Genomic DNA, 15,415 nt, shown 5'->3' with positions numbered 1-15,415 from the left:
GATGAGCACCGTCATGCAGTCCGTTGCCCAGGCCGTCGAACGACTCGACGCACTCGCCACCACCGAGCCCGTCGACCTCCTCGCTCGGGCCTTCGCCGACGCCGGACACGAACTCGCCCTCGTCGGCGGCCCCGTCCGTGACGCGTTCCTCGGCCGTCCGGTGACCGATCTGGACTTCACCACCAACGCCCGGCCGGACGACATCCTGCGGATCGTCGAGCCCATCGCGAGCGCCACGTGGGACGTCGGTCGCCAGTTCGGCACCATCGCCGCACGGGTCGCCGGCGAGCAGGTCGAGATCACGACGTACCGCAGCGACGTCTACGACGGCGAGACCCGCAAGCCCGAGGTCGCGTTCGGCGACACCATCGAGGACGACCTGCTCCGTCGCGACTTCACCGTCAACGCGATGGCCCTGCGGCTGCCGGCCCGCGAACTCGTCGACGTGCACGGCGGCATCGAGGACCTGCTCGCCGCACGGCTCCGGACGCCCCAGACCGCGGTCGTCTCGTTCCGCGACGACCCCCTGCGGATGATGCGCGCCGCACGGTTCACCTCCCAACTGGGCTTCACCGTCGACGACGACGTGCGGTCCGCGATGCAGGAGCTCGTCGCATCGATCGACATCGTGTCCGCCGAGCGGGTCCGCGACGAGCTCGTCAAGCTGCTCAACACGGACGACCCGGTCCCCGGCCTCCGGCTGCTCGTCGACACCGGCCTCGCCGAGCGGTTCCTGCCCGAGCTGCCCGAGATGCGGCTCGAGGTCGACGAGCACCACCACCACAAGGACGTCTACGAGCACTCGCTCACCGTGCTCGAGCAGGCCATCGGGTACGAGGCCGAGCGGCACGCCGGCGATCCCCCGGACACCGTGCTCCGGCTCGCGGCGCTGCTGCACGACATCGGCAAGCCCGCGACGCGCAAGCTCGAGCCCGGCGGCGCCGTGAGCTTCCACCACCACGACCTGGTCGGTTCGAAGCTGGCGAAGAAGCGACTCCGCGCGCTCCGCTTCGACAACGACACCATCGCCGCCGTGTCCCGCCTGATCGAGCTGCACCTGCGCTTCTTCGGGTACACCGAGGGCGCCTGGACCGACTCCGCCGTCCGCCGTTACGTGCGTGACGCCGGACCCCAGCTCGAACGGCTGCACGAGCTCACCCGTTCGGACGTCACCACCCGCAACCGCCGCAAGGCCGACCGGCTGGCGTTCGCCTACGACGACCTCGAGGACCGCATCGAGGTCCTGTCCAAGCAGGAGGAGCTGGAGTCGATCCGTCCGGACCTGACCGGCGACGACATCATGCGGATCCTCGACATCCCGCCGGGGCGTGCCGTGGGCGAGGCCTACCGGTTCCTGCTCGAGGCCCGGATGGACGAAGGGCCCCTCGGGCCGGAGACCGCCGAGGAGCGCCTGCGCGAGTGGTGGAGCGCCCGAGGCGACACCAGCGCCTGAGGCGACACCAGCGCCTGAGGCGACGCCGGCGCCTGAGACGCGACCGCCTGACGGGCGGGACCGCTCTCCACAGGCCGGTAGCGCGCCTCCAGGCAGTCCGGTAGGCTACCCAGGTTGCCCCTCGCGCACCTGCGTGGTCTGGGGCACATGCATCAACCCTCCTGCCCCGGGAACCGCCCGGGGCCGCTGAGACCAGAGGAGGTGGGTTCCGCATGCACCAGTACGAACTGATGGCGATCCTCGACCCCGAGATCGATGAGCGCACCGTCGCTCCCAGCCTGGACAAGTTCCTGGCCGTGATCCGCAACGCGGGTGGCACCGTCGACAACGTGGACGTCTGGGGCCGTCGCCGGCTCGCTTACGAGATCGCGAAGAAGTCCGAGGGCATCTACGCCGTCGTCGACTTCACGTCGTCGCCCGAGGCAGCCAAGGAGCTCGACCGTCAGCTCGGTCTCTCCGAGGCCGTGCTCCGCACGAAGGTCCTCCGCGCTGAAGAGGGCATCGCGCAGGTCGCCGCCCAGAAGCAGCGTGACGAGGCTCGCGCGGCCCGCAAGGCCGCCAACGCCTCCGCAACCGCGACCGCGAGCGCCGAGTAACCCGTGGCCGGCGAAACCGTCATCACGGTGGTGGGCAACCTCACCGCGGACCCCGAGCTGCGCTACACGCAGAACGGGCTCGCCGTGGCGAACTTCACCATCGCGTCGACCCCTCGCACGTTCGACCGTCAGGCGAACGAGTGGAAGGACGGCGATGCGCTGTTCCTCCGCGCGAGTGTGTGGCGCGAGTTCGCCGAGCACGTGGCGGGGTCGCTGACGAAGGGCTCGCGCGTCATCGCGCAGGGTCGTCTGCGTCAGCGTTCCTACCAGGACCGTGAGGGCCAGCAGCGCACGAGCATCGAGCTCGAGGTCGACGAGATCGGCCCGTCGCTCCGCTACGCGACCGCACAGATCACCCGTGCAGCGGGTGGCAGTGGCGGCGGTCGTGGCCAGGTCGGCGGCGGCGGCAGCGCCCCCGCGGGCAACGGCGGCGGCAACTGGAACAACAACGGTGGCGGTCAGTCGGACGCGCCCTGGTCTCCCCAGGGCGGCCAGCAGGGTGGCGGCAACGCACAGTCGAACGACGTGTGGAGCACCCCCGGCGGCAACTTCGACGACGAGACCCCGTTCTGATCGGAGCACGCAGCGCCGCCTGACAGCGGCAACTGCGAGTTCCGGACTGATCCTCAGCGTTCCCACGGACACACAACTTTTCTTCTAAGGACAAATCACTATGGCTGGAAAGAGCACCGGCGACCGCCGGAAGCCTCGCGGCAAGGGCGGCAAGAACGCTGCTCCCGCGAAGTCGATCAAGGTCGGCGTCATCGACTACAAGGACGTTGCGACCCTTCGCAAGTTCATCTCGGAGCGTGGAAAGATCCGCGCCCGTCGCATCACCGGCGTCTCCGTCCAGGAGCAGCGCCTCATCGCCCGTGCCGTGAAGAACGCCCGTGAGATGGCGCTCCTCCCCTACGCCGGCTCCGGCCGCTGATCGGAGGTCGACACATGTCGAAGCTCATCCTCACCCACGAGGTCTCCGGCCTCGGTTCCGCTGGTGACGTCGTCGACGTCAAGAACGGCTACGCCCGCAACTACCTCATCCCCCAGGGCTTCGCTGTCGCGTGGTCCAAGGGCGGCGAGAAGCAGGTCGAGTCGATCCGTGCCGCGCGTACCGCGCGCGAGCTCGCCACCATCGAAGAGGCACAGGACCTCAAGATGAAGCTCGAGAACGCGACCATCACCCTGTCGGTCAAGGCCGGCAAGGACGGTCGTCTGTTCGGCTCCGTCCGTCCGGGCGACGTCGCTGACGCCGTCCAGGCGCAGGGCGTCGGCTCGCTCGACAAGCGCAAGGTCGAGGTCCCCGCGACCATCAAGACCGTCGGTGACCACGAGGCCACCGTGCGCCTGCGCGAGGACATCACTGCCGTGATCTCGCTCAAGGTCGTCGCTGCCAAGTAGCACTGACGTTCCGCTCCACGACGGGCGGGTCTCCTCCGGGAGGCCCGCCCGTCGTTGCGTTCCAGGGGCGGTCGCGCGGCTTGTCCTACGGCTGTCGCCGACATGGTCACGGGCCTGGAGGCGCGGCTCGACTCGGGCTGGCTGGTTACGGTTCAGACGGGGTCACGCTTGCTGGGAACGGGCCGAGAACTCTTCCCACAGGAGGGGTGCTTGTCAAGTCGTTTTACACAGTGGAAACGTGTCAAATCGGAACCTTCAAGGGGTACTTGAACCCCACTTTTCCACACACGGTGTGCAACAGAAAACCCCAGGTCAAGTGGTCGAAAGTGTGTTCGCACGCCACTTTTTCCACAGGCTCGTCCACAGTTCTCCACACAGCGTCCCGGCGTGTTCCGCAGCCTCTCCACAGAGTTATCCACAGGGCCGTTTGTTGGGGATAACTCTGGGGTCGTAGCTTGGGCGAGCGACTCGGGGATGTCGGTCGCCGGGGGTAGAAACAGGGGTGCGGGTTCCGGCCGGTGGGTGCTGTCCCGCCGGTTCAGGTCCGTGTCGTCAACAGAGGAGAGCGTGTGTCGATCGCACATCTTGAGCCCGCACCGCAGGACTACGCGGACCGCGGCATGGAACGCACCCCGCCGCACGACATGCTCGCGGAGCAGTCGACCATCGGTGGCATGCTCCTGTCGAAGGACGCCGTCGCCGACGTCATCGAGACCGCCCGCGGTGTGGACTTCTACGTCCCCAAGCACGAGGTCATCTTCGACGCCATCCTGTCGCTCTACTCGCACGGTGAACCCACCGACGTCATCGCCGTCACCGACGAGCTGACCAAGACCGGTCTGCTGTCCCGTGCCGGCGGCGCCGAGTACCTGCACAGCGTCACGAGCATGGTGCCGACCGCTGCGAACGCCGGCTACTACGCCGGCATCGTCGCCGAGAAGGCCGTGCTCCGTCGTCTGGTCGACGCCGGCACCCGCATCGTGCAGATGGGCTACGCGTCAGAGGGTGAGGTCACCGACCTCGTCAACAGCGCGCAGGCCGAGGTCTACAACGTCGCCGGTGGTGTGCAGACCGAGGACTACGTCCCGCTGACCGACGCCATCTCCGCCGCGCTCGACGAGATCGAGGCCGCCAAGGGCCGCGACGGCCAGATGACCGGCGTGCCGACCGGGTTCGCGCAGCTCGACGGCCTGACCAACGGCTTCCACCCCGGACAGCTCATCATCGTCGCCGCGCGCCCGGCCCTGGGCAAGTCGACGCTGGCGCTCGACCTGTGCCGCGCCGCCGCGATCAAGCACGACCAGACCGCCGCCTTCTTCTCGCTCGAGATGGGTCGCGCCGAGATCGCGATGCGTCTGCTCTCAGCCGAGACCAGCGTGCCGCTGCAGAACATGCGCAAGGGCACCGTGGACTCCCGCGACTGGACCACCATCGCGCAGACCCGCGGTCGCATCAACGACGCCCCGTTCTTCATCGACGACTCCCCCAACATGACGCTCGTCGAGATCCGCGCCAAGTGCCGTCGACTCAAGCAGCAGCACAACCTGAAGCTCGTGGTCATCGACTACCTGCAGCTGATGACCTCGGGCAAGAAGGTCGAGAGCCGCCAGCAAGAGGTCTCCGAGTTCTCGCGTGCCCTGAAGCTGATGGCCAAGGAGCTCCAGGTCCCGGTCATCGCCCTGTCGCAGCTGAACCGTGGTCCGGAGCAGCGTGCCGACAAGAAGCCGGCGATCTCCGACCTCCGTGAGTCCGGCTCCATCGAGCAGGACGCCGACATGGTCATCCTGCTGCACCGTGAGTCGGCGTACGAGAAGGACAACCCGCGTCAGGGTGAGGCGGACCTGATCGTGGCGAAGCACCGTAACGGACCGACAGACACCATCACCGTGGCGTTCCACGGGATGTTCTCGCGGTTCGTCGACATGCCGCAGTAGGCGCGTGGGCGCGCGACGCCTCGCCAACGTCGCATCGACTAGCGGGCGATCGTGAGGGCCCCGTTGTCCTCGCGGATGCGGCCGTCCTTCGGCACCCACACGCGCAGGCCGTCGAGCCTGCCCGTGGTGAAGGACGAGGCGTCGTCCTGCAGCAGGTTGGTCACGGCCTCCGGTGCGGGGAGCCGCTGGTCGCGTCCGACGACGATGGCGACGTAGGGGCCGCGGTCGAGTCGGTTGGTGCCGTGGTCGCCGACGTACGGCTGGAAGAGCGTGGGAGTCGCCGACACGAACAGGATCCGACCGTCGGGCACATCGTGGTCTTCGAGGTACCCGGGCAACAGCGCGATCCCGGTCGGGTGCGCCCGCGCGACGGCCTGGCTCACCCGGAACGACGGGACGACGAGCGTCGCGACGAGGACCAGCACGACCGGGACGGTCAGGGCCCTCGGGGGGACGGTGGCGAGTCGAGCGAAACCGATGGCGGCGAGGACCAGCAGGAACGGCATCCACGCGGTGTAGTAGGTCGGCAGCGCGATCTTGGCGACGACGACGTAGAACCCGACGAGCAGCACCAGGGATGCGCCGACGTACGCGACCAGGCGGTCCGCCCGCACCACCAGGGCAGCGAGCACCCCGATCGCGAGGACGACGAGCATCCCCTTGCCGGTGCCGTCGAGCAAGAACCGGAAGCTCGCCCACCACGGTGCGAACGTGTAGATCTGCCCGTCGATCGTGATCGGGTGCCCGTTGGTGTTCTGCCCCTCCTGGAACGCGACCATGTACTGGATCGCGGAACGGATGCCCATCGGGACGTACAGGGCGACGAACGTCACCGCGAAGGCGGCGACCCAGAGCACGCCGCCGACGAGGCCCTTCCGCCATGCCTTGAACACGACCGGGAGCAGCAGGAACGCCGGGAGCAGCACGATGGTCGACAGCTTGGACGTGACCGAGGCAGCCATGAGCACGCCGGACACGGGAGCGAGCCACCAGGCCCGTTCGCTGCGGATCCACCACCACGCGGCGACGATCGCGAACACGGCGAAGGCCGTCATCACCGGGTCGAGCAGGGCGAGCCGGTCGACCCGGGCACCCGCACCACCACGCGGAGTCAGCCACCACAGCGACGCCGCCAGCAGGGCACCCCAGTACCCGATCTCGCGACGCAGCCACAGGTACAGGACCACGCCGACCGCGAAGGTGAGCACGCCGACGAGGACCCGCGGGCCGATCGGACCCTGCCCGGTGAGGAGCTGCACGAGCCCGAACAGGTACTTGGCCGTCGGCGGGTGTTCGCGGTTCGCGGTGAAGTCGCCGTGGACGTACTGCCACCCGCTCTGCAGGTAGATGTTCTCGTCACCGGTGATGTTCGAGCCGGCCAGGTTCCAAAAGCACTGGTAGAGCGCGGCGATCAGGACGAGGGAGGCGATCGTCAGGCGGAGGCGGAGGTCGCCGGCGAACCCGGACACTCGTGATGGCACCAGACGAACCTACTGGCCCTCCGGCCGTCTTCGGCGTCGACGTGTTAGGTTGTGCACAACCGAATCGAGCACAACGTGAAACTCACCAGCTGGATCGACCTCGTCACCGGCGTCCTGCTCGCCGGGCACGGCATCGTCACGGTTCGCCGCACCCCGCTGCGCGCACGAGCCCAACAGATGCAGCGCCGGGGCTTCGAGCCGGGCGTCCCGCACGCAATCGGCATCTCGGCCCTGGAACTCCTGTCCGGGCTCGGGCTCGCCGCTGCAGCGGTCCGCCGTGCCCCCGGGAGCGACCTGATCGGCACCGGCTCCACCATCGCGGCGACCGCCCCCGGCGGGACCCGGCTCGTGATCGACCTCGAAGACCGGCAGGTGACGACCACGACCGGTGCTGCCGGGGCACTCGCACTCGTCGGCGCACTGCGACTGGCCGCCTCGACCCACGGCCGTCCGGCCGCCCGGATCCTCACGCTCGGTGCCGCCGCTGTCGTGATCACCTTCGAGGCCGCACGCCGTCGCCGCGTCCTCCGCAGCCGCTGACCTCGCCCCCCACTCCACCGAACCCCACCACCACCGTGAAAGGCACCGCCCCGATGGCAACCCGCACCCCCGCAGTCCGCTCCACCCGCCCCCGGACCATCGTCCGCATCCTGTTCGGCGCGATGCTCACCTGGGCCGGCATCAGCCACCTCACGGTGGCACGCGAGGAGTTCCAGGCGCAGGTGCCGAAGTTCGTGCCGCTGCCGACGGACGTCACGGTGATCGCCTCCGGTGTGGTGGAGATCTCGCTCGGGGCTGCGCTGATGCTCCTGGCACGGCGACAGGTGACGGTCGGGTGGGTCGTCGCGGTGTTCTTCCTGGCGGTGTTCCCCGGCAACATCGCGCAGTGGATGCACCACCGCGACGGCTTCGGCCTGGACACCGACACCAAGCGCTTCGTCCGCCTGCTGTTCCAGCCCGTCCTCATCGCCGTCTCGCTGTGGGCGACGAACGCGCTGCGCAAGCGCCGCTGAACCGGCCTGCGCGAGCGCCGCTGACCGACCCTGCACCCGCGCGACCGTGACCATGGGGCAGAATCGGCCCCATGAGCGGGGACGACATTAACCAGCCGCGCGTGGTCGCGGTGAGCAAGGACGGCGAGCACCGGTTCAGCAAGCCGTTGGTCGACGCGGTGACGCTCGTGGCGGGGTGGGGCATCGAGGGTGATGCCCACGCCGGCACGACCGTGCAGCACCGCTCCCGGGTCGCCCGTGACCCCTCCCAGCCGAACCTGCGCCAGGTCCACCTGCTGCACGCCGAGCTGTTCGACGAGGTCGCCGAGGCCGGGTTCAGCATTGAACCGGGACAGATGGGCGAGAACGTCACGACCAGTGACATCGACCTGCTCGGGCTGCCCGAGGGAGCAGTCCTGCACCTCGGCGACGACGCCTCCGTGCAGGTCACGGGCCTGCGGAACCCGTGCCAGCAGATCAACGGCTTCGAGCCGGGGCTCCTCCGTGCCGTGTTGGGGTGCGCCGAGGACGGCACGGTCGAGCGCAAGGGCGGGGTGATGAGCGTCGTGCTCACCGGTGGCACGGTCCGGCCGGGCGATCGCATCCGGGTCGAGCTCCCCGACGGTGAACGACGACCCCTCCAGCCCGTCTGATGACGCAGCGCGTGCGACGCGTCCTGGTACTCGGCGGAACCGGTTGGCTCGGACGGACGATCGTCGGTGAGCTGTTGGCCGAGGGCGCCGACGTCACCTGCCTCGCCCGGGGCGCCACCGGCAGCGTCCCCGAGGGAGCGCGCTTCGTCCAGGCGGATCGAGCCCTGGCCGGCGCGTACGAACAGGCCACCGGCGACTGGGACGAGGTCATCGAGCTCGCCAGCGCCCCCCAACTCGTCGCCCCGGCGCTCGACGCCCTCGCCGACCGGGCCGCGCACTGGACCCTGGTGTCGACGGTCTCGGTGTACGCGGACAACGACGAACCGGGCGCCGGCGAGTCCGCCCGCCTGGTGGAGCCGAAGGACCCGTCCGAGTACGCCGACGCGAAGGTCCTCGCCGAGCGCATGACGCGGCTCCGGCTCGGGTCACGGCTGCTCATCGCACGCCCGGGGTTGATCGTCGGCCCCGGCGATCCGAGTGACCGGTTCGGGTACTGGCCGGCACGCCTCGACCGCGGTGGGCCGGTGCTGGTGCCGACGACGGCGGAGCGGTTCGTCCAGGTGATCGACGTCGCAGACCTCGCCGCCTGGCTCGTCCGGGCCGGGCGCGACCGGTTCGTCGGCACGGTCAACGCCGTGGGCGCTCCGGTGCCGATGCAGGACTTCTTCCGGTGCGTGGCGGAGGTCACCGGGTTCGATGATGAGCTGGTCGCGGTCGACGACGACGTCCTGCTTGCGCACGACGTGGCCTACTGGGCCGGACCCCGATCACTCCCCCTGTGGATCCCGGTGTCGGAGGGCGGGTTCGCACAGCGCTCCACGGTGGCGTTCGCTGACGTCGGCGGGGTGACCCGACCCCTCCGGGACACCGTCGAACGGGTGCTCGAGGACGAGCGTGCCCGCGGGACGGATCGGGAACGCCGTGCCGGCCTCACCGCCGCAGCGGAAGACGCGGTCGTCACCACCGTCCGGCACTGAACAAGCAGCAGAACCGGCTGATCAGGACGCAGCGGCAGCCTGCTCGTACAGACTCGTCGCCAGGTCGTTGAGTACCTCGTGCAGTTCTCCCTTGTGCGCCCCGTCGACGGCCCGGAGCATCGCTGCGTACCGCTCCTGGTAGTCCGACACGACGACTTCGCCCGGGGGCAGCAGCCGAAGCAGTGAGCCTCGGCGATCGGCCGGGTTCGGTGCGCGCTCGAGCAGGCCGGCGGTGCTCATCCGGTCGATCATGTTCGTCACCGCGCCCGAGGTCAGCCCCAGGTACCCGGCGACCTCGGTCGGAGTGGAGTACCCGGTGTCACTGATGAGCACGAGCGCTCGCAACGCGTTCTCGTGCACGCCCGCACGAGCGCTGAGCTGACTCACCAGGCTCGCGTTCGCACGCACGACGGCGGTGAACGCGGCCATGAGATCGGCCGCGTCGTCGTCGTTGCGTGCTGCTGCCACGAGGGTCTTCTTCCGTGTCGGGTACCGGGGGGACAACGGCCGTCCCCCGCACCGGGGTAAGTATACGAGTGGTCAACTTGGTGAATCAGTGACTATCTTAACCATTGAAGCAAAACAGCCCGAATGCCTTGCTTCCCCAACTTCCTGAAACCACCACCGAACGATGAGGTACCCCGTGTCCACCAAGCTCCGCACCTCCGCACTGAAGCGGGTCCGCTTCGCCCCCGTGGCGCTCCTCGCGGGTATCTTCGCCGCCGTCCTGCTCTCCCTCTCGCTCACCGGCACCCTCTCCGGGTTCGCCGCGAGCATCACCAACAGCAGCAACACCGCCGGCAGCGGCACGCTGATCATGCAGGAGCAGAACGCCGGCGCGACCGTCACCTGCCTCAGCACCGACGGCGGCTCGGTCTCGACGAACTCCGCGACCTGCTCGACGATCAACAAGTTCGGCGGCAGCACGACGATGACCCCGGGCAACACGGTCAACACCGCGATCTCGATCAAGAACACCGGCACCGCGAACGCAAGCACCTTCACGCTCAACCCGGGCGCGACGTGCACCCAGTCGGCGAACGGTTCGGCCAACGGCACCGCGACCGACCTCTGCGCCAAGATGAACCTCGTCATCACCTCCGGCTCTACCACCGTGTTCAGCGGCACCCTCGCCAGCTTCAAGGGTGCGGCGGCGTCGGCCTTCACGATGCCGCAGGCCCCGGCTGCCGGCGCGAGCGTCCCGTTCAACTTCGCGGTGACCCTCGACTCCTCGGCCGGCAACACCTACCAGGGCCTCGCCGCCTCGGTCCCGATGACCTGGACCTTCACGGCCTGATCGGCCTGATCCGCCCCCATCACCCCTCCCCCAGACCGGCGACGCTCGGCCGACCCCCCTCCGGTCGAGCGTCGCCACCCCAGCAAGACCAGCAAGACCAGCAAGACCAGCAAGACCAGCCCCACCACCGCCCCACCCCGACCTTCCGGAGCAGAGCCCATGAGCCAGACCGCAGCGATCCCGCTCAGCGGCATGCTCGACCGCCCGGTCCTCCGCGGCCGTCAGGTCACCCGCTCCGAGACGGTCCTCGCCTGGTCGGTCGCCGCGATCGCCGCGCTGCTCCTCACCGCCGCGGTCCTGTTCCTCTCCGCCGGCGGCCGCTGGTTCGTCGTCGAGACCCCTTCGATGGGCGAAGCCGCCCCCGTCGGCACCCTCGTGCTCGACCTGCCGGTGGACGTCGCCACGCTCAGCGTCGGCGAGATCGTCTCGTTCGAGACCTCCGCCAACCCGGACGTCGTCTACACGCACCGCATCGTCTCGATCGACGCGGACGGCGGGCTCCACACCCGCGGTGACGTCAACGGCGCCACCGACCCGTGGACGCTCACCCAGGCGGACGTGATCGGCACCCCCGCGCTCCTGGTCCCCCGCATCGGCTGGCTGCTCCGCGCCGCCCCGATCCTGCTCATCGGCACGCTGATCATCCTGACCCTGACCAGCGCGTTCACCGACCGGGTGACCCGCACGTGCCTGCGGATCGCGGGCAGCGCCCTCACCGTCTCGTACGCGGCGTTCGTGTTCAAGCCGTTCGTCAACGTGACGACGATCACGAACACCTCGAGCCCGACCGGCGTCGAGGCCACCGTGATCTCGTCGGGGATCTTCCCGGTCCGCGTCGACGCCGTCGGCGGCACCAGCGTCCACCTGGTCGACGGTGAGATGGGCAAGGTCGTCATCCATGAGCTGACGAAGAACGGGCACTACCAGCTCATGTCGAACATCGACCTCGACCCCCTGGGTTGGATCGCCCTGATCGCCGTGTGCCTCGTGCCGCTCATGGCGTGCCTGGCGGTCGGCCGCGTCGAGGCGGTGCGTCCCTCGTGATCCTCCGTCGCCTGCGCGACGGCCGCGTCGTCGCCGTCCTCCTCGTGGTGGCCCTGGCCGTCGTCGTCCTGCTGAACCAGTTCGCGCCGACCCGCTCGGCGTACAGCGCCCGCGTGACCAACAGCGCGAACACCGCGGCGACCGCCCCGTACTTCACGTGCACGGGCGCCGTGGGCGCCGACACCGCGAACGCGCTGTTCGCCTACCGCCTGACCGAGGCCTCGGGTTCGCGGACGGCCACCGACTGGTCCGGTCGTGCTGCGAACGGCACGTACCAGGGCACCATGACCGCGACCACGCCGAGCCCGAACGCCTGCCCGCGTGACAGCGGGAGCGCCTACGCGCTCAACGGCTCCACGAGCTACGTCTCCACCCCGCGGTCGTACGCCAACCCGACGACCTTCAGCGAGGAGGTCTGGTTCCGCACCACGGTCGCCGGCGGCATGCTCATCGGCTTCGGCAACAGCCAGACCGGTGCGTCGGGCCAGCACGACCGGAAGCTCTACCTGACCACCACGGGGCAGCTCGCGTTCGGCACGTACAGCGGCACCACGCAGGTCATCACCTCGCCGAAGGCCTACACCGACGGCGTCTGGCACCACGCGGTGACGACGATGTCGCCCACCAACGGCATGCGCCTGTACGTCGACGGCACGCTCGTCGCGTCGAACACGGCCTTCAAGAGCCCCGAGAACTTCACCGGGTACTTCCGCGTCGGCTACGACGTCGTCAGCGGGTGGCCGGGTTCGACGAACAACCCGTACTTCACCGGGTCGATGCGGTACGCCGCCGTCTACGGCACCGAACTGACGGCCAGCCAGGTGGCCGCGCACGCGGCCGCCGGTTCCTGACGCACTGACCGCCGGACTGGAGGCGCGTGGCCGTGCCCGCCACGAGCCTCCAGTCCGTCCCCTGGTCACGTCGAGGACGTGGGCAGGGTTGGCGGACCGGGCCCACCAACCCGCGGATTCGGGGCGACGAATCCCGCTGATCAGGCCTTTTCGTGCCCTGGACCGTGCCAGGATCGTCAGGTCCTGAGACGTCGGAGTCTCCATCCGACCGTCTCGAAAGGCGCCACCTCCATGTCCTTCTGGGCCCTCTTCCTCATCGCGCTCGGCGTCTCCGCAGACGCCTTCGCCGTCGCCCTCGGCAAGGGCCTGCACATGAAGCGCTTCGACGTGCGGCACGCGATCGTGATCGCGCTGACGTTCGGGGTGTTCCAGGCGGTGATGCCGTTGCTCGGCTGGCTGCTCGGGTCGGCGTTCGCGCAGTACATCGCGGCCTTCGACCACTGGGTCGCGTTCGGGCTGCTCGCGCTGATCGGCGGGAAGATGCTGTGGGAGGCGTTCTCGAAGCACGAGGACACCGAGCAGGACACCGATCGGCTGCCGGTCCGCGAGCTCCTCGTGCTGGCGGTCGCGACCAGCATCGACGCCCTGGCGGTCGGCGTCACCCTGGCGTTCCTGCCCGTCTCGATCGGCGGCGCGGTGCTGCTCATCGGGATCACCACCGCGGTGCTGTCGTTCGTCGGGGTCCTGGTCGGTCGCCGTGTCGGTTCCCGTTTCGGCAAGCCGGCGGAGATCGCGGGTGGCGTCGTCCTGATCCTGATCGGTCTGAACATCGTGCTGGAGCACACCAGCGTCATCGGCTGAGGCCGCGGTCGGAACCGACACCGGACAGACGGGAGGCCCGTGGCGAGCTGCCACGGGCCTCCGTTCTGGTGCTGGTGGGTGTCAGTAACTGCCCATGCTGCCCGCCGGAGCGTTCGCGACGACAGCGATCACGAAGATCACCCAGATGATGCCGAACACGAGCGACAGGGCGCTGATGATGACGCCGGCGAGGGCCAGGCCGCGGCCGCGCTCCCCGGTCTTCTTGATCTGCGAGAGCGCGATGATCGACACCACGAGGCCTGCGATGTTCACCACGAAGGCCAGGACGAACCCGACGATCGCCATGACGTTGAAGCGGTCGGACGACGGCTGCATCGGAGCGCCGTAGGGCTGCCCGCCGGCGGCGTAGGGGTTCGGGTTCTGCTGGTTGTACTGGGGCGTGCCGTCACTCATGGCGCCGCGTCCTCTCTGGTCAGGTGGATGTCTACACAGGAAACGTACAGGAGCAGCGGGCCGCATGGTTCGGAGGGATCAGGCAGGACGGCACCCGTCAGATGTCGAGCACCCCGTCCACCGCGTCCGACCGGTCGACGATGTGCCCGGTGGCGACCTCCTCCTCCAGGTGCACCGTGACGTAGGTCCAGTCCTGCACGTGCCCGGCGTCGTCGAACACCCGGTAGCGCCGTCGGAGCCGCAGGTACGGCACGGCGCGGTGCTCGAACGACACCACGACCTCGGTCGCCGGCCACTCGCCCTCGACGGTGACCTCGACGGCTCGGTAGTCGCTCGCCGACCGCCGGGGTTCGGGATGGTCGCGGGTCCACAGGACGCCGGGCTGGTCGAGGGCCTCGAACACGGCCACGAGGTCCGCGACCGCGCGCTCCCGTGCGGCAGCGTCCAGGTCGTACAGCGGCCAGCGCGCGCCCTCGACGTCGGTCAGGTCGAACCGCTCCGTCCACGGAGCGCGGGCTGCTTCCAGCCGCTCCTGCTCGTCCTCCCACGACGTCTCGTCCTCGTCGCTCGCGGGGCGGGACGGCAGGTCCCCCGTGGTCACGGTGGCGGGCAGGCCGCCGGTCACGTCGAGGTCGACCTCGCGGGAGACGTAGACGACGTTCCGGAACACGGACGCGTCGGGTTCCAGTCGTGGACCGGTCGGTGCGTACCGGATGGTGAGGACCGAGCCGGTACGGCGGACGTCCTCGACCAGGTGGTCGACGGCGATCATCGTCCGGCTGCCGTCGGTCCGCACGAGCACGAGGTCGGTCGGCGGGGTCGGCAGGGGTGGCGCGGGATCGACCGGTGCTCCCGACCGACGAGGGAAGTCGTCCTCGTCGTCGTCGGCGTCGGATCCGGCACTCCAGAAGTAGCGGGGGCCGTCATCGTCCGCGTCGTCGTCCAGCAGCTCGGGGCCGTCGTCCTCCGGCTCCTCGCCGGCCGCCAGCGTCGCCGCCCACTCCTCCGGCGACGGCCAGAACGGCTCCGACGGCGCCCACGGCAGCGTCTCCGGGTCGACGCCGTCGAGCGGGTCGTCCGAGTCCCCGTCGTCGTCCTCCGGATCCTCGAGGCCCTCGTCCTCGGAGTCCTCGTCCTCGTCCTCGTCCTCACCCATCCACATCGACGCGTCACGCGGGTCGCCGATCCACAGCCCGTCGACGTCCGCCCCGAGCACCCGTCGGTCACCGAGGTCGACCGCGCACGTCACCCCGGTCGGCGTGACGTGCACGGCCGTCCGGGACATCTCGTCGAGGTCGTCGCCCACGTCCTCGCGCGATCCGTAGACGACCCAGGCGCCCTCGTCGGTCGCGAGGACCCCGACCTCGTCGACCGCAGCGTCCGGCAACGGAGCGTCCGGCCACGTCACCCACCGCACGTCGTCGCCCGTGACGACCGCGGCGACCGGTCGTGTGGCGTCCGGCACGATCGTCACGTCACCGACGCCGACGGCGTCGATCGGCTCGAGGAAGCTGCTCATGCAGC

At 69.5% G+C, this 15,415-nt stretch carries 18 protein-coding genes; 14 read left to right on the top strand and 4 right to left on the bottom strand.

The annotated features are described in order from the left end of the window. Positions 1–13: 13 nt before the first annotated feature. From DEJ20_RS17980 to dnaB, 6 genes are all read left to right on the top strand, one after another. Complete coding sequence (locus DEJ20_RS17980) at positions 14–1,453, top strand: CCA tRNA nucleotidyltransferase (protein ID WP_111234710.1); 1,440 nt, start codon at positions 14–16, stop codon at positions 1,451–1,453. A 212-nt stretch (positions 1,454–1,665) separates the two neighbouring features. Then, complete coding sequence (rpsF, locus tag DEJ20_RS17975) at positions 1,666–2,049, top strand: 30S ribosomal protein S6 (protein ID WP_027466903.1); 384 nt, start codon at positions 1,666–1,668, stop codon at positions 2,047–2,049. 3 nt (positions 2,050–2,052) lie between these two features. Beyond that, positions 2,053–2,622: a single-stranded DNA-binding protein gene (locus DEJ20_RS17970; RefSeq protein ID WP_111038694.1), complete on the top strand. Its 570-nt coding sequence runs from the start codon at positions 2,053–2,055 to the stop codon at positions 2,620–2,622. Positions 2,623–2,722: 100 nt separating this feature from the next. Further along, positions 2,723–2,980 carry a 30S ribosomal protein S18 gene (gene rpsR, locus DEJ20_RS17965; RefSeq protein WP_017887834.1) on the top strand — a complete coding sequence of 86 codons (258 nt, stop codon included), beginning with the start codon at positions 2,723–2,725 and terminating at the stop codon, positions 2,978–2,980. A gap of 14 nt (positions 2,981–2,994) precedes the next feature. Next, positions 2,995–3,447: a 50S ribosomal protein L9 gene (gene rplI, locus DEJ20_RS17960; protein WP_027466901.1), complete on the top strand. Its 453-nt coding sequence runs from the start codon at positions 2,995–2,997 to the stop codon at positions 3,445–3,447. Between the two features lie 569 nt (positions 3,448–4,016). After that, positions 4,017–5,381, top strand: coding sequence for a replicative DNA helicase (gene dnaB / locus DEJ20_RS17955; RefSeq protein WP_027466900.1), 1,365 nt, complete (start codon positions 4,017–4,019; stop codon positions 5,379–5,381). Between the two features lie 38 nt (positions 5,382–5,419). Here dnaB and DEJ20_RS17950 read toward each other — a convergent pair whose 3' ends face one another. After that, complete coding sequence (locus DEJ20_RS17950; RefSeq protein ID WP_181431457.1) at positions 5,420–6,862, bottom strand: ArnT family glycosyltransferase; 1,443 nt, start codon at positions 6,860–6,862, stop codon at positions 5,420–5,422. Between the two features lie 75 nt (positions 6,863–6,937). On the opposite strand from DEJ20_RS17950, the gene DEJ20_RS17945 reads away from it, so the two are divergent. From DEJ20_RS17945 to DEJ20_RS17930, 4 genes are all read left to right on the top strand, one after another. Beyond that, positions 6,938–7,402 carry a hypothetical protein gene (locus DEJ20_RS17945; RefSeq protein WP_146245354.1) on the top strand — a complete coding sequence of 155 codons (465 nt, stop codon included), beginning with the start codon at positions 6,938–6,940 and terminating at the stop codon, positions 7,400–7,402. 53 nt (positions 7,403–7,455) lie between these two features. After that, on the top strand, positions 7,456–7,875 hold the full coding sequence (locus tag DEJ20_RS17940) for a DoxX family protein (RefSeq protein ID WP_027466888.1): 420 nt from the start codon (positions 7,456–7,458) through the stop codon (positions 7,873–7,875). 71 nt (positions 7,876–7,946) lie between these two features. Beyond that, positions 7,947–8,507 (top strand): MOSC domain-containing protein, encoded by a 561-nt coding sequence (locus tag DEJ20_RS17935; protein ID WP_111234508.1) that lies wholly within the window; start codon positions 7,947–7,949, stop codon positions 8,505–8,507. An 11-nt stretch (positions 8,508–8,518) separates the two neighbouring features. Further along, positions 8,519–9,484, top strand: a complete 966-nt coding sequence (locus DEJ20_RS17930) for an NAD-dependent epimerase/dehydratase family protein (protein WP_258377083.1) — start codon at positions 8,519–8,521, stop codon at positions 9,482–9,484. A gap of 21 nt (positions 9,485–9,505) precedes the next feature. On the opposite strand, the gene DEJ20_RS17925 is transcribed toward DEJ20_RS17930, so the two are convergent. Beyond that, positions 9,506–9,952, bottom strand: a complete 447-nt coding sequence (locus tag DEJ20_RS17925; RefSeq protein ID WP_111234510.1) for a MarR family winged helix-turn-helix transcriptional regulator — start codon at positions 9,950–9,952, stop codon at positions 9,506–9,508. Between the two features lie 175 nt (positions 9,953–10,127). On the opposite strand from DEJ20_RS17925, the gene DEJ20_RS17920 reads away from it, so the two are divergent. From DEJ20_RS17920 to DEJ20_RS17905, 4 genes are all read left to right on the top strand, one after another. Next, positions 10,128–10,781 (top strand): COG1361 family protein, encoded by a 654-nt coding sequence (locus DEJ20_RS17920; RefSeq protein WP_111234511.1) that lies wholly within the window; start codon positions 10,128–10,130, stop codon positions 10,779–10,781. Between the two features lie 159 nt (positions 10,782–10,940). Further along, positions 10,941–11,825 carry a S26 family signal peptidase gene (locus DEJ20_RS17915; RefSeq protein WP_111234512.1) on the top strand — a complete coding sequence of 295 codons (885 nt, stop codon included), beginning with the start codon at positions 10,941–10,943 and terminating at the stop codon, positions 11,823–11,825. Then, positions 11,822–12,676 (top strand): LamG domain-containing protein, encoded by an 855-nt coding sequence (locus DEJ20_RS17910; protein ID WP_111234513.1) that lies wholly within the window; start codon positions 11,822–11,824, stop codon positions 12,674–12,676. Before DEJ20_RS17915 ends, DEJ20_RS17910 begins: the two co-directional genes overlap by 4 nt. Before the next feature lie 231 nt (positions 12,677–12,907). Next, positions 12,908–13,477, top strand: a complete 570-nt coding sequence (locus tag DEJ20_RS17905) for a manganese efflux pump MntP (protein WP_111234514.1) — start codon at positions 12,908–12,910, stop codon at positions 13,475–13,477. Between the two features lie 81 nt (positions 13,478–13,558). Here the strand turns inward: DEJ20_RS17905 and DEJ20_RS17900 are convergent, their stop codons facing one another. Continuing rightward, a complete protein-coding gene (locus tag DEJ20_RS17900) occupies positions 13,559–13,891 on the bottom strand; it encodes a DUF4190 domain-containing protein (RefSeq protein ID WP_111092130.1) in 333 nt (110 codons plus the stop codon). Positions 13,892–13,988: 97 nt separating this feature from the next. Continuing rightward, the gene (locus DEJ20_RS17895; RefSeq protein ID WP_111234516.1) at positions 13,989–15,410 is read right to left on the bottom strand and encodes a hypothetical protein; all 1,422 of its coding nucleotides are present in this window, start codon (positions 15,408–15,410) and stop codon (positions 13,989–13,991) included. Positions 15,411–15,415 lie beyond the last annotated feature (5 nt).

The organism is Curtobacterium sp. MCSS17_005, from assembly GCF_003234225.2.
GTDB classification, from domain to species: domain Bacteria; phylum Actinomycetota; class Actinomycetes; order Actinomycetales; family Microbacteriaceae; genus Curtobacterium; species Curtobacterium flaccumfaciens.
The sequence above is the reverse complement of the archived record's forward strand: the minus strand, read 5'-3'. Positions and strand labels throughout refer to the sequence as shown.

Excerpts from the sequence above, each read along its gene's own strand:
- DEJ20_RS17905 (WP_111234514.1), top strand. The coding sequence starts at position 12,908 with ATGTCCTTCTGGGCCCTCTTCCTCATCGCGCTCGGCGTCTCCGCAGAC.
- rpsR (WP_017887834.1), top strand. The coding sequence starts at position 2,723 with ATGGCTGGAAAGAGCACCGGCGACCGCCGGAAGCCTCGCGGCAAGGGC.
- rplI (WP_027466901.1), top strand. The coding sequence starts at position 2,995 with ATGTCGAAGCTCATCCTCACCCACGAGGTCTCCGGCCTCGGTTCCGCT.
- DEJ20_RS17900 (WP_111092130.1), bottom strand. The coding sequence starts at position 13,891 with ATGAGTGACGGCACGCCCCAGTACAACCAGCAGAACCCGAACCCCTAC.
- DEJ20_RS17915 (WP_111234512.1), top strand. The coding sequence starts at position 10,941 with ATGAGCCAGACCGCAGCGATCCCGCTCAGCGGCATGCTCGACCGCCCG.
- rpsF (WP_027466903.1), top strand. The coding sequence starts at position 1,666 with ATGCACCAGTACGAACTGATGGCGATCCTCGACCCCGAGATCGATGAG.
- DEJ20_RS17895 (WP_111234516.1), bottom strand. The coding sequence starts at position 15,410 with ATGAGCAGCTTCCTCGAGCCGATCGACGCCGTCGGCGTCGGTGACGTG.
- DEJ20_RS17980 (WP_111234710.1), top strand. The coding sequence starts at position 14 with ATGCAGTCCGTTGCCCAGGCCGTCGAACGACTCGACGCACTCGCCACC.
- DEJ20_RS17940 (WP_027466888.1), top strand. The coding sequence starts at position 7,456 with ATGGCAACCCGCACCCCCGCAGTCCGCTCCACCCGCCCCCGGACCATC.
- DEJ20_RS17935 (WP_111234508.1), top strand. The coding sequence starts at position 7,947 with ATGAGCGGGGACGACATTAACCAGCCGCGCGTGGTCGCGGTGAGCAAG.